This window comes from Mesorhizobium sp. WSM1343 (genome assembly GCF_055901535.1).
In genome coordinates, this window is sequence record NZ_CM148370.1 from 4799150 (window position 1) to 4811427 (window position 12278).

Genomic DNA, 12278 nt, shown 5'->3' on the forward strand with positions numbered 1-12278 from the left:
GATCAGGTCAATGCACGATGCCGCTCTGCGTGAGATGCAGATTGGCGAAATGGCTGTGCGTATCGGCCAGCTCGAACTTGATCGGGCCCGTCGCCTTTGTCCAGCCGCGCCCGACCTCGGCGATCGCGTATTCGAAGCCGTGCGGCAGGTCGATGCGCGCCTGGTGGGCAGCGCCGGTGACCGGATTCCGGATCGGCTCGCCACGACCGTCGGTTATACCCTCGACATGCAGCTGACTGGTTCGCGCGTCGACGTCGATGTTGAATTCGATCGGCGCAAAGATCGGGTCGTGGAACTTCTCCAGCGTGGTCGAAAAGACCTGGAATATCGTTGCACCCGGTTCGGTGTCCAGACCGCCCAATATGCGAAGCAGCGCGCCACGTTGGGCTTCCGTCGCCCTCTCGTCGATGATCACCGCGGCTTCGCCCCCGCCCTGGTGTATGGCGCCGGGCCAGCTGAAAATCCCGACGAACCGCAATCCGTCGAGCTTGGTGTCGCCGTGATGGCCGCTTTCGATTTCCATGCCGGCGACCGCCTGGCAGAACCCGTATGTCGGCATGGCGTTGAACTGGCACGGGCAGCCATAGGCGCAGTTGCAGTTGATGAATTCGCGCGCCTTCATGGCCCATTTGACGTCCGGCATGGCATTCCTCCCTTGCCGCGCTCACGCTTGGTGAGCGCGATCCGGATCGTGGAGGACCAGAGGTCAACCGGCAGCAACCATCCGGCAGCATCTGATCGAAGCAATCCGGCGATTAATATTAGCCGACAATCATATACCTTCCGCAGCCGCCCACAATAGCCGATCGGCGGAGATGAGGGCTCCGAACGCAGGTCAATCAAAGACCGCCTTTTCGCGATAGGAATTTTTTCTTGACACCCTGCCCTCAGCTATGATACATTTTTGTCCATGGTGCTGATTTGCGCCGATGACCCGCCGCACAGGCGGGTTTTTCGTTTTGATATCCTGTCCCCGCATCGCTGTTTTTGCCGCGACGAATTGGCATATTCGAAGTCCATCTCCTGGCGGACGGTGGCTGTTGCACGGTCCATGCCGCCGCACTATGGCTAGCGGCTTGTCAAACAAGGCGACGCAGAATGGCGAAAGACGGCGAGCACTTTAGCGGCGGGATGGGCATCAACACGCGGCTTGCCCATTCGGGCAACAATCCGCACGACTATTTCGGCTTCGTCAATCCGCCGGTGGTGCATGCCTCGACCGTGCTTTTTCGCGACGCGGCGTCAATGGCGGCTCGCACCCAGAAATACACTTACGGCACGCGCGGCACGCCGACGACCGATGCGCTCGCCCACGCCATAGACGCGCTGGAAGGTTCGGCAGGCACGATCCTGGTGCCGTCGGGCCTTGCGGCGGTGACGGTACCGCTGCTCGCCTTCGTGTCGGCCGGCGACCATCTGCTGATCGTCGATACCGTCTATCATCCGACCCGCAACTTCGCCGACACGATGCTGAAGCGGCTGGGCGTCGAGGTCGAGTACTACGCCCCCCATGTCGGCGCCGGCATCGCGGCGTTGATCAAGCCCAACACCAAGGTGGTGTTCACGGAATCACCGGCCTCCAACACCTTCGAGGTGCAGGACATCCCAGCCATCGCCAAGGCGGCGCACGCCGCGGGCGCCATCGTCATGATGGACAATACCTGGGCGACGCCACTGTATTTCCGCCCCCTCGACCACGGTGTCGACATCTCGATCCATGCGGCGACCAAATACCCGGCCGGCCATTCCGACGTGCTGCTTGGCACGGTGTCGGCCAAAGAGAGCTGCTGGACGCATCTTTATGAAAGCTTCTGCACGCTTGGCTGCTGCGCCGGGCCCGACGACGTCTACCAGGTGCTGCGCGGCCTGCGCAGCATGGGCGTGCGCCTCGAACACCATCAGCGCAGCACGCTTGCCATCGCCTCCTGGCTCGAAGGCCAGAAGGGCGTGGCGCGCGTGCTCCACCCGGCCCTGCCCAGCCATCCGGATCACGCTCTATGGAAGCGGGATTTCTCCGGCTCCAGCGGCATCTTTTCCATCGTGCTTGCCGGTGGCGGCCAGAAGCAGCAGCACGCCTTTCTCGACGCGCTGCAAATCTTCGGCCTCGGCTATTCCTGGGGCGGTTATGAGAGCCTTGCGGTACCGGTCTGGCTCGGCGACCGCGTTGTCGCGAAGGCCCCCTATGAGGGTCCATTGATCCGCCTGCAGATCGGCCTCGAGGACGTCGACGACCTGAAGGCCGACATTTCGCGCGGTCTGGCCGCAGCGGCTGCGTAGCGGAATTCTATTCCCTCAAATTGCAGTTTCCCGGATCAGTTTGGCTTTCAAATTCAGCGATGCCGCGTCATTGCGGTGCGATCAGCACATTTTCGACTTCCCCTGGAATATCGGCAGAGTTTTCGACCTCATGGCTTTCCGCCTTTTTGTTCCCATTCTTGCCGGCGCGACGCTGCGCGAGCGTCTCGTCGCCTGTATCGGCGCGACGATCGGCATTGCACTCACCGGTGTGATCGCCAGCCTTGTGCTCGGCAACGGCCCGCACGTGCCGCTGCTGGTGGCGCCGATGGGGGCGTCGGCGGTGCTGCTGTTCGCCGTGCCCGCCAGTCCGCTGGCACAGCCATGGTCGATCATCGGCGGCAACACGATATCGGCACTGGTCGGCGTGATCGTGGCGCATTTCATCCACGAAACCGCCCTTGCCAGCGGCATCGCGGTGGCACTGGCCATCGCCGCCATGTCGTTCACGCGCTGCCTGCATCCGCCGGGCGGAGCGGCCGCGCTGACCGCGGTGCTGGGAGGGCCTGCCGTGATCAGCGCCGGCTTCCTGTTTCCATTCGTGCCGGTGGCGCTGAACTCGATCCTGCTGGTGGCGCTCGGCTACGGCTTCCACAGGCTGGCCCGGCGCAATTATCCGCATGTGCCGGTTGCGGCGCCGGCAAACAGCCACGGCACCGGCGATCTGCCGGCGCAGCTGCGCGTGGGCTTTCGGTCGGAAGACATCGATGCCGCGCTTGGCGCACTCGACGAGACGTTCGATATCGATCGCAACGATCTCGACCGGCTGCTGCGGCAGGTCGAATTGCAGGCGATGGTGCGCGCGCACAAGACCCTTCTGTGCGAGGACATCATGTCGCGCGATGTGATCTCGGTCGATGCTCACACCTCCACCGAGGCGGCGCGCCAATTGCTGCTTGACCACAACATCCGCACCTTGCCGGTCGTCAATGCGGAAGCCAGGCTGGCAGGCACGGTGGGGTTGCGCGAACTCACCCAGGCCTCGGGGACGGTTGGATCCGTCTTAACGCCCGCGGCAACAGCCGCCGCCGGCGTCGCCGCCATGGGTCTGCTGCCCGTGCTCACCGACGGCCGCAGCCATGCGGTCATCATCGTCGACGACGACAAGCGGATTCTCGGGCTGATCACCCAGACCGATCTGTTGGCCGCCACGGCGCGCTTGCAGGCTGCCTGACAAGCCTTCGCTCGCACTGTAGTGTAGCGGCCGCCGGACCCGGCAGAAAATCTTCGGGAACCTTTTGCCGGCGACAGCGTCCAATCTCCCAATCGAGATCCTGGTTCGGAGATTGGGTTGAGGAAACTTGCCATGCCTGCTGTGTTGACGGCCGTGCCTTCCGCTGTGCCAGGCGAGATGCAGCTTGTGCACCGCGCGCTGGTGCGCGACGGCGACGCCTTCCGCACCATCATCAAGACACACAATCAGCGGCTTTACCGGATCGCGCGCGGCGTCGTGCGCAATGACAGCGAGGCCGAGGACATCGTGCAGGAGGCCTACGTCAAGGCTTTCGCCCATCTCGATGCGTTTCGCGGCGACTCCTCGCTCGCCACATGGCTATCGCGCATCGTCATCAACGAGGCGCTCGGCCGGCTGCGCAAAAGGCGCAAAACGGTGGCGCTGCCGGAAAATCCGCAAGCCGAGATCATCCGGTTTCCCCTCAATCCCAGCGACGATCCGGAACGGACAATGGCGCAACGGCAGATCCTCCAACTGGTCGAACAGGCCACCGACAGCCTTCCCGACGTCTACCGGACGGTGTTCGTGGCGCGGGTGATCGAGGGACTGAGCATCGAAGAGACCGCCGACCTCCTCGGCGTGCGGCCGCAAACCGTCAAGACAAGGCTGCACCGCGCCCGCGCCCTTGTCCGCAAGGCGCTGGACGACCAGATCGGGCCGGTGCTGCTCGACGCCTTCCCCTTCGCCGGCCGGCGTTGCGAACGACTGACCAGCGCCGTGATGCGACGGCTCGGGCTGGAAAGCTGAGCCTCAGCGGATTTCAGTTCATTTCAGCGGGAACGTTTGCCGCTGACCAGCATCCAATGACCGTCAACCGAAAAACACTGTCCGGGGCGATTTCAGCGTCCCGGCGAAGGAGATGCCATGTCTATCCGACACACTGCTGCGCTCGCCGCCCTGCTGCTGCTCGGCACCGCGCCGTTCGCACAAGCCGCCGACAAGCCGACCGATCCGCAGATCGCCCATATCGCCTACACGGCCGGGGTCATCGACATCGAAGCGGCCAAGCTGGCCATCGACAAATCGAAGAACAAGGAGGTTGTCGATTTCGCCAAGGACATGGTCCGCGATCACGAGGCTGTAAATGTTCAGGCGCTCGACCTGGTCAAGAAGCTCAAGGTCACCCCGGAAGACAACCCCACCAGCAAGGCGCTGACCAAAGCTGCGACGGAGGAGCGGGCCAAGCTCGCCAAACTCCACGGCGCTGCCTTCGACAAGGCCTATGTCGACAATGAGGTCGCCTATCACAAGCAGGTCAACGGCGCGCTCGAAACCCTTTTGATCCCGTCGGCGCAGAATGCCGAGCTGAAAAGCCTGCTGGAAACCGGCCTGAAGATATTCCAGGGCCATGAGCAGCACGCCGAACACGTCGCCGGCATGCTCAAGTAAGGACCGGGAGCATGCAGAACCGCCATCTGTGGATTGCGTTGACGCTCGCCGTCGGGATCGTGCCGGCGCAAGCCGAAACCATCCAGGTCACCATCGACAGGCTGGTGTTCTCTCCGGCCACCGTCGAGGCAAAGGTCGGCGACACGATCGAGTGGGTGAACAAGGATGTGTTCGCCCACACGGCCACCGTGAAAGGCGGCTGGGAAGTGATGATCCCGCCGAAGAAATCCGCAAGCCTGACTTTGAAGACGGCGGGACCGGTCGACTACTTCTGCCGCTTTCACCCCAACATGAAGGGCCGTTTGGTGGTGGCGCCCTGATCCAGCTCCGACGAGTGCATGTCTCCCAAAAGTAACCTCGGTTTTGGGAGAACGACACGCATGAAAACAAAGACCTGAAGCGGGTCGCCTGAGGAATTCCAGCGACCCGCTTCAGGCTCGCCTGGCCTCGTCGGGACGCGCGATATGTGTCCACGAGCCGTCATAGCCCGGCTCGCGGCGTGCAATCCAGGCATTCAGCCCTTCGCGCAGATCAGCGGTCGGGGCCATGCGGGCAAACTGCTCGGCCTCGACCAGCAAACCTTCGGCGATGCTCTGGTTGAGGCCGCGCGCCACTGCCGTGAGGATGCCGGCAATCGCCAGATCGGAGTGCCGCAGGATACGCCTGGCCAGATCAAATGCCGCCGGCATCAACTCGGCATGCGGCACAACCTCGTTGACGAGACCCAGTTCAAGCGCCCGCGGCGGCGCAAACCAGTCGCCGGTCAACAGCAGTTCGAGCGCCCGCTTGCGCCCCGCGAGCCTCGGCAAGCGCTGGGTTCCACCAAAGGTCGGCGGCATTGCGAGGTTGATTTCCGGCTTGGCGAACAAAGCGCGGTCACTGGCGATAGCGAGCGGTGCGGCCTCGGTGATTTCGCAGCCGCCACCAAAGGCAATGCCGTTGACGGCGGCGATGACGGGCTTGCGGTAGGCTTCCAGCCTCGCCGTCAGCCGCTGCCCGCGCATGACGAAATCCCGCATCGCGACACCGACGCCAAGCGCCACGCTGGCCGAGAACTCGTGAATGTCGCCCCCCGCCGAAAACGCCCGCTCCCCTGCTCCGGTCAGAATGACCGCTCGGACGCTGTCATCGACTTCCATGTCGTCAAGGACAGCAAGCAGGCGATCGATCAGGGCATAGTTCAGCGCGTTGAGTTTCTCCGGCCGGTTGAGGGTGAGGATGGCAATCCCATCCCGGGTTTCGCTAAGGACAAGATCTGTCATTTGGCTCTTCCTTCTCCATCATGCTGATGGAAGGAAGACTATGCCCTTTGTCGCTTGTGTATATTCACTAGTCGGTATACATAGGCTTATGCCCGACACGCAGAGCCCTACCCGCAAACGCATTGTCGATGCCGCGACCAGGCTCTTCTATGCAGAAGGAATCGGTCGTGTCAGCGTCGATGCCGTTGCCGAGGAAGCGGGTCTCACCAAGCGCACGCTCTACTACCATTTCAAGAGCAAGGACGACCTGATCGCGGCCTATCTCGACGGCCGCGACCAACCCAATCTGAAGCGGATGGCCGGCTGGTTCGAGGCTGCCGAAGGCGGCGCGGATCGCAAGGTCGAGGCGATCTTCACCAATCTGGCGAGGTCCGCTCGCCATCCGAAATGGAAGGGATGCGGCTTCCTGCGCACGGCCGCCGAACTCGCCTCGATGCCCGGACATCCGGCGGTCAAGGTGGGCGCGCGGCACAAGCTGAATTTCGAAACATGGCTGGCCGGCGCCCTGTCGGGCCACAGCATCGTGGAGCCGCTAACCCTGGCACGCGAGATCGTGCTTTTGATCGACGGCTGCTTTTCGATCATGCTGATCCACCGCAACCCCGATTACATCGAAGCGGCCGGACGCGCCGCGGCGACGCTGGTGCGGGCGCGACTTTCAGGCAGCCAGGTCTAAAGCGCGACGCGCTTTAAGCCTTTGGTTTTATGCATGTCGTTGCCCTAAAACCGGGGCCACTTTTGGGGCAACGACATGCATTAGAAACCGAAAGCCAGCCATGCGGTGCCGGCGGCCAGCGTTATCAGCGTCAAAGGCAAGCCGACCTTGAAAAAAGCGCCGAACGACAGCGTCGTGCCGGCGGCCCGCGCCTGTTCGGCGACGATCAGGTTGGCGACCGAACCCAGCAGCGTGAAATTGCCGGCCAGCGTCGAGCTCATGGCGACGACCAGCCAGGCGCGCTCGGGGCTTTCGAGGCCGGGTATGAAGGGCCGCAGCGCCAGCACGGCCGGAACATTGCTCATGATATTGGAAAGCACCGCAGTGAAGCCGGACAGCCGCCAGACGTCGTCCAGCCCGAGATTCCTGGCCGAAGCGATCATGTCTGGCGAAAGAAGCGTCTTTTCGGCGCCGGCGACGACCACGAACAGACCGGCGAACATGAACAGCAGCGGACCGTCTATCTCGCGGTAGATGCGCTCCGGCTTGATGGCCCGGGTGAGCAAGAGGATGGCGCCGCCGATGAGTGCGGCCTTGGCGACAGGCACGCCGGCGAAGAAGGCAATTGCCAGCCCGATGCAGACCACCACCGCCTTCAGCACCTGCCCCTTGTGCATGCGGCCCCGCGAGACCTCGGGCGTCAATTGGACGGTGCGGGCGAATTCGGCCCGGAAGACAATGCGGATGATGACAACGACCGCGACGAGGCTGAACAGGGCGACCGGAGCCAGCGCTGCCGAAAACGCCGGATAGGAAATGCCCGACAGCGCGCCGATGACCATGTTTTGCGGATTGCCGGTGATGGTTGCGACGCTGCCGCAATTCGACGCGGTGGCGGTGGCGATCAGATAGGGGATCGGGTTGCGCTTGATCACGCGGGTGACGTGAACGACGATCGGCGCCATGACGAGACAGATGGCGTCGTTGACCAGGAAGGCGGACAACACGCCGGTCAGCAGCGTCACCATCACCAAGAGCATGAAGGGCGCATGCGCGTGCTCGATGGCGACGGCGCCAAGGCCACGAAAGGCGCCCGACACTTTTAAATGCGCCACCACGATCATCATGCCGAGCAGAAGCGTGATGGTGTCGAAATTGATCGCCCGGTACGCATCCTCCATGCTGAGCGCGCCGATGGCGATCATCGCGGCCCCGCCGAGAAGCGCGATCCCTGCCCGGTCGAGGCGCAGGCCGGGGATGCGGCCAATGGCGACACCGGCGTAAGTCAGGATCAGGATCAGCAGTGCCGCCGCGCCCATCAATGTCATCGATAAGAAGTCCTGCCCAGTCTGTGGCACGCCGCTGGCTGTCGGCCCCATTCGTCCGCTTTGCGTGCCTGCTTTAGCGCGATGTCGAGATCGATGACAGCGGGCATGTTGTTGCGCCAAGGATGTCCCATGGCCCAAGGGATGACGTGCAGCTAGCGCAGGTAGAAATCCAGCCTCTGTCGCACAGCTTGGGAAGAATAGATCTGCTCGACGGTCTGCCGTGCCTTGAGGCCCACTGCCGCCCGCAGCGCCGGGTCGGCTTTGAGATCGGCCAGGATGCGCGCCGCCTGCTGCGTCGTTTCGAACAAGAAACCGTTTTCGCCATGCCTGATATGGTCGGAATAACCGCCATATGAATGGCAGACCACGGGCAACCCGCAGGCCATCGCCTCGAACACCACGCGACCGAAGGTTTCCATATGCCAACCGGTGCGATAATAAAACACGTCGAGCGTCTGCAGAAACTCTTCGGCGGAAAATTGGCCGGGTGGGAACAGTTCGAGTTGCGGATGCGGCATGAGGCTGTCCTTGAGCCCTATCCCTCCCTGAATCCGCAAGGCTGTACCTTCGGCCAGCAATGTCTCGTAGAGGGGTATGTCATCGGGATGATGTTTGCCCGGCCCATCGCGGCTCAAGCGTCCGACGGTGAAGGGACGATCCGAACCCAGATGCTGTGGTGAAAAACGTTCGATATCGATCGGAGACGGATGCACGGTGCCATCGACTTGGAGCATCCGTCTCTGAAAATCGGAAATCAGCACCAGTTCGGCGTCGGGCCAGTTCAGCATGCGGGGCATGCGTCTCGTCAGCGAGATGATTTTCGGGTGAAAGCTATTGAAGACATAGATCAGCCGGCGCGGCCGCGGGATCAGGTAAGGCCATATCTTGTTGCGCCAATGAGAGCCGAGAAAGACGTAGGTACCGCCATTCGGTACATCCCACTTCGACAGCGAGACGCGGCGAATCGGGAAATTCCGCATCAACTCGCCGGACACGCTGGAGGAGGTTGCCCACAGATGCACCTCGGAATCGACACTCAACAGCCGGTACAGTTCCAGAGCTTCAAGGTCACTGCCACCGAAGGGGTCCTGAAAGCCGTTGAACAAATGGATCATGGTCGCTGCGCTTTGTTAGCCTGGCCGGCTGTTTGCCGATAGTGAAAATCTGGCCGTTGCCGTGCTGCCCACATGGCGCTCGGAGGCGTTACTTGTCGCCGAGCAGAGCTAACGCAACTGTTACAAAATGGCTGTGAACAGAGATATCCACCTTCAGCTGATATTTAGCTGTCCGAGATATCGGTCGCCCATTAAGCAGGTTACGTCAATACGAGGCACTCGGTGAGTGCTAAGTCGTCCATCTATTGCTCAAAAATATCACTGGCAGCCCAAGCTGCGTCGCCTACCCCTTGCGGAGTCTCGCTATTTGGTTAAGCAAGTTATTTCAAGATCCAAGACAGTAATTATTGACAGATAGCCTGTGGGGGGCATCAATGAAATGTATGGTTATTAACCTCGATCGGTCTCCTGATCGACTTGCCCATGTCACGGCTGAATTCGCGAAGGTTGGTGTTTCGTTCGACCGGGTTCCTGCCGTGGACGCGTTGCGTCGACCGGAATTTGCTGCGACTTCACCAAGTTTGACCCCCACGGAAGCGGCTTGTCTTATGAGCCACAAGGTTTGCTGGACCATCATCGCGGATGGTGAAGATGCCTTTGGTGCGATTTTCGAGGATGACGTCCTGTTGTCCGAAGCGGCTGGCCCAATGCTTTCTGATGATGGATGGATTCCGGCCAACGCCGATATCGTCAAGCTGGAACCTACCTAAGGAAAACCGTCATCGCGATGAAGCGCACCTGCGTCAGTCGGGTGTTTTCGGTGGTTAGGCTATATGGGTTCCACGTCGGAGCGGCCGGGTACATCATTTCGAAGCAAGCAGCGCGCGATCTGATCGCCCGAAGTCTCGATGCGCCCGCCGATCACGTTATCTTCGATCCGGCGCTTCCGACATCGTCAAGCAAAGCGATCTACCAACTGTTGCCGGCACTGTGTGTGCAAAATGACCTTATCCGCGAGAAGGCCTTCGGGTTGACCAGCCTTCTTAATGAGGAGCGGCTCGTGAGAGCCAGAGCAAATTCCGCTCCAAAGCGGAGTCCCGCCGAAAAGCTCCTGGTCGAAGCAAGGCGCATAAGTCGACAGATTTTCGATATCTGCCGCTTCAGGCGTGAGAAAACTATCTCTTTAGCGTGATGACGGCAGCCAAAGCACTGCTGCGCGACGGCCTGCACGAGTCAGCGTGCTGTTCCGAGTCACCCGTCAATGCACGGTGGCGACGCCGGGCGCAGGCGCCGGAGACGTTCCGGCCGGATCGAAGCTGACTTGATCGCGTCCGTTCGACTTGGCCGTGTAAAGCCTTCTGTCGGCAGCGGAGAAGATTTCCTCATAGGTGATCGGGCCGGTAAAGCTTGTGCCGCCGATGCTGACGGAAAGCGGACAAGGCCTGCCGCCGGGTGAGAATTCCATCTCCCTGATACGCCGGCGGATGCTTTCGGCAACCACCCAGGATTGCGAGGGATCCACGCCGGGCAGAAACACGCCGAATTCTTCGCCGCCGATGCGGCCGACGATATCGCTGCCACGCAGTTGCCCCTTGATCGCCTGCGCTATCAGTTTGAGGGCCTGATCGCCGCAATCGTGGCCCAGGCGGTCATTGATCGACTTGAAGTGGTCGGCGTCGATGATCAGCAGCGCCCCCGAACGGGTCTGCTCCTGCTTGCGGGTCTGCTCGAGATAGGCTTCGACCAGCATCGAGAAGGCGCCACGGTTCAGCACCGCTGTCAGGCTGTCGGTCGCGGCGAGGACGCTGAGATCGCGCTGCGCGATGGCCAGCTGGCGAATCTTCCACATCAGGAAAAACAGAAACGAGCCGCCCAGCACCAAAGGCAGCATCAGGTCGGTCATCTGCGCCCGCCACACGGCCTCGGGCGAAAGATAGGGAAAATTGAAGGAATCGACGAAGAACGCCACGGCAATGAAGAATGCCGTACCGACTGCCGTGACAGCGATCACCCTGCCCCAGCTCGTCGGCGACAGATCGAGCTTCATCGCGTTCAACTCCGTTAGCCGTCGCTACTATGACGCACCAACCCAAACAAATTGATAAGACTTTCCCTCCAATTCGATGTCGGCGGCGGAATCAAATCCACCGGCCAACCAGCCCCTGCCTATGACTTGCGACAGACGCTTGGGCAGACGCCACAGGACGGCCGCTGGAAAGCAGCCATCCTGTTTCAAAGTGTGAAGGCGTGGGCCAATTGCCGGCCGGGCAAGGGCAAAACGGCGCGCGAAGCCAGATCGCCCGTCTCAGTTGAGCGTCGGTTCACCCAGCGCATCGACGACAAAGGATGCCGCGATCAGGTCGTCGGCATCGAGACGCAGGGAGCCTCCGTCGCCTCCCATGGCTGAAGCCACTTTTTGAAAGGTCTTCATTTCGTATTCCGTGATCCGGGCGTCCTGCATCCTGGCCCTGAGATCGGCAATGCGCCGATCGAGGGCCGAAGATATCCCTATTTCTCGCTTCGACATGGCAACACTCCTCCCCACCCTTGTTTGCCTCCCGCCTGTCCACTTTTATATGAGGGTCCGCGAATACAGCGGGCCGAACGCGCCGTGCGCGGGAAGGTTCCGAAAAGGCCGAGTAACGAAATAATACGCTGGCGCCGAGCCACGCCCGCGGACTTTTCTATATCAGACGCAGCTAATCCTTGACGCCGGCGGATGCCGCCCCAGAATCAGAGCATGGCAATAAAGTCGGCGACGAGGTGGCGGTCATGGCGACGGTGCTGAAGCGCGTCACGAAGGACCGCGTCAGCGTGTCGATCCCCGGTCTTCCGCATTCGGTCATTGATCCGGCAACCAGGCTGACCAGGGGCCAGCAGATGGAATTATCCGGCGACGTTACGCGGATCGACGGCGACAAGGTCACGGTGTCGCTCGGGACAATGGTCACGGTGGATCTGGACAAGGCGGGCCTGGTGCAAAGCCGTGTCCCGCCGAAGCGAAGGACCGTCAGGATGTGAACAAGCGAAGCGCCACCGTCTCAGGGACCCAACCCCTTA

15 protein-coding genes are annotated in these 12278 nt (G+C 61.6%); 9 read left to right on the plus strand and 6 right to left on the minus strand.

Translation table 11 applies throughout. The annotated features are described in order from the left end of the window. Window positions 1–7: 7 nt before the first annotated feature. Window positions 8–643 (minus strand): DUF1326 domain-containing protein, encoded by a 636-nt coding sequence (locus AC0NIL_RS23525; RefSeq protein ID WP_013532425.1) that lies wholly within the window; start codon window positions 641–643, stop codon window positions 8–10. A gap of 455 nt (window positions 644–1098) precedes the next feature. Here AC0NIL_RS23525 and AC0NIL_RS23530 point away from each other — a divergent pair, with 455 nt between their 5' ends. From AC0NIL_RS23530 to AC0NIL_RS23550, 5 genes are all read left to right on the plus strand, one after another. Further along, entirely contained in the window at window positions 1099–2277 is a 1179-nt protein-coding gene (locus AC0NIL_RS23530; protein WP_275953549.1) for a cystathionine beta-lyase, read from the plus strand. 130 nt (window positions 2278–2407) lie between these two features. Then, on the plus strand, window positions 2408–3469 hold the full coding sequence (locus tag AC0NIL_RS23535; RefSeq protein WP_013532427.1) for an HPP family protein: 1062 nt from the start codon (window positions 2408–2410) through the stop codon (window positions 3467–3469). Window positions 3470–3601: 132 nt separating this feature from the next. Beyond that, window positions 3602–4276 carry an RNA polymerase sigma factor gene (locus tag AC0NIL_RS23540; protein ID WP_275953550.1) on the plus strand — a complete coding sequence of 225 codons (675 nt, stop codon included), beginning with the start codon at window positions 3602–3604 and terminating at the stop codon, window positions 4274–4276. A gap of 117 nt (window positions 4277–4393) precedes the next feature. After that, window positions 4394–4918 (plus strand): DUF4142 domain-containing protein, encoded by a 525-nt coding sequence (locus AC0NIL_RS23545; protein WP_013532429.1) that lies wholly within the window; start codon window positions 4394–4396, stop codon window positions 4916–4918. An 11-nt stretch (window positions 4919–4929) separates the two neighbouring features. Then, a complete protein-coding gene (locus AC0NIL_RS23550) occupies window positions 4930–5238 on the plus strand; it encodes a cupredoxin domain-containing protein (protein WP_027163334.1) in 309 nt (102 codons plus the stop codon). A gap of 111 nt (window positions 5239–5349) precedes the next feature. On the opposite strand, the gene AC0NIL_RS23555 is transcribed toward AC0NIL_RS23550, so the two are convergent. Beyond that, window positions 5350–6180 carry a crotonase/enoyl-CoA hydratase family protein gene (locus AC0NIL_RS23555; RefSeq protein WP_275953551.1) on the minus strand — a complete coding sequence of 277 codons (831 nt, stop codon included), beginning with the start codon at window positions 6178–6180 and terminating at the stop codon, window positions 5350–5352. An 88-nt stretch (window positions 6181–6268) separates the two neighbouring features. Here AC0NIL_RS23555 and AC0NIL_RS23560 point away from each other — a divergent pair, with 88 nt between their 5' ends. Next, a complete protein-coding gene (locus AC0NIL_RS23560; RefSeq protein ID WP_275953552.1) occupies window positions 6269–6856 on the plus strand; it encodes a TetR/AcrR family transcriptional regulator in 588 nt (195 codons plus the stop codon). Window positions 6857–6936: 80 nt separating this feature from the next. Here AC0NIL_RS23560 and AC0NIL_RS23565 read toward each other — a convergent pair whose 3' ends face one another. Beyond that, on the minus strand, window positions 6937–8163 hold the full coding sequence (locus tag AC0NIL_RS23565) for an anion transporter (protein WP_275953553.1): 1227 nt from the start codon (window positions 8161–8163) through the stop codon (window positions 6937–6939). A 152-nt stretch (window positions 8164–8315) separates the two neighbouring features. Next, entirely contained in the window at window positions 8316–9278 is a 963-nt protein-coding gene (locus AC0NIL_RS23570) for a glycosyltransferase family 4 protein (RefSeq protein ID WP_473573744.1), read from the minus strand. 374 nt (window positions 9279–9652) lie between these two features. On the opposite strand from AC0NIL_RS23570, the gene AC0NIL_RS23575 reads away from it, so the two are divergent. Beyond that, window positions 9653–9988, plus strand: coding sequence for a glycosyltransferase family 25 protein (locus AC0NIL_RS23575; RefSeq protein WP_473573745.1), 336 nt, complete (start codon window positions 9653–9655; stop codon window positions 9986–9988). Between the two features lie 17 nt (window positions 9989–10005). Beyond that, window positions 10006–10410: a hypothetical protein gene (locus AC0NIL_RS23580; protein WP_473573746.1), complete on the plus strand. Its 405-nt coding sequence runs from the start codon at window positions 10006–10008 to the stop codon at window positions 10408–10410. A 66-nt stretch (window positions 10411–10476) separates the two neighbouring features. Here the strand turns inward: AC0NIL_RS23580 and AC0NIL_RS23585 are convergent, their stop codons facing one another. Together AC0NIL_RS23585 and AC0NIL_RS23590 are read right to left on the minus strand one after the other, a co-directional pair. Further along, window positions 10477–11265, minus strand: a complete 789-nt coding sequence (locus AC0NIL_RS23585) for a GGDEF domain-containing protein (RefSeq protein WP_027163337.1) — start codon at window positions 11263–11265, stop codon at window positions 10477–10479. 258 nt (window positions 11266–11523) lie between these two features. Beyond that, window positions 11524–11745: a hypothetical protein gene (locus AC0NIL_RS23590; RefSeq protein WP_013532436.1), complete on the minus strand. Its 222-nt coding sequence runs from the start codon at window positions 11743–11745 to the stop codon at window positions 11524–11526. A 179-nt stretch (window positions 11746–11924) separates the two neighbouring features. Between AC0NIL_RS23590 and AC0NIL_RS23595 the strand changes: the two genes are divergently transcribed. After that, a complete protein-coding gene (locus AC0NIL_RS23595; RefSeq protein WP_337122511.1) occupies window positions 11925–12239 on the plus strand; it encodes a hypothetical protein in 315 nt (104 codons plus the stop codon). Window positions 12240–12278: the final 39 nt, after the last annotated feature.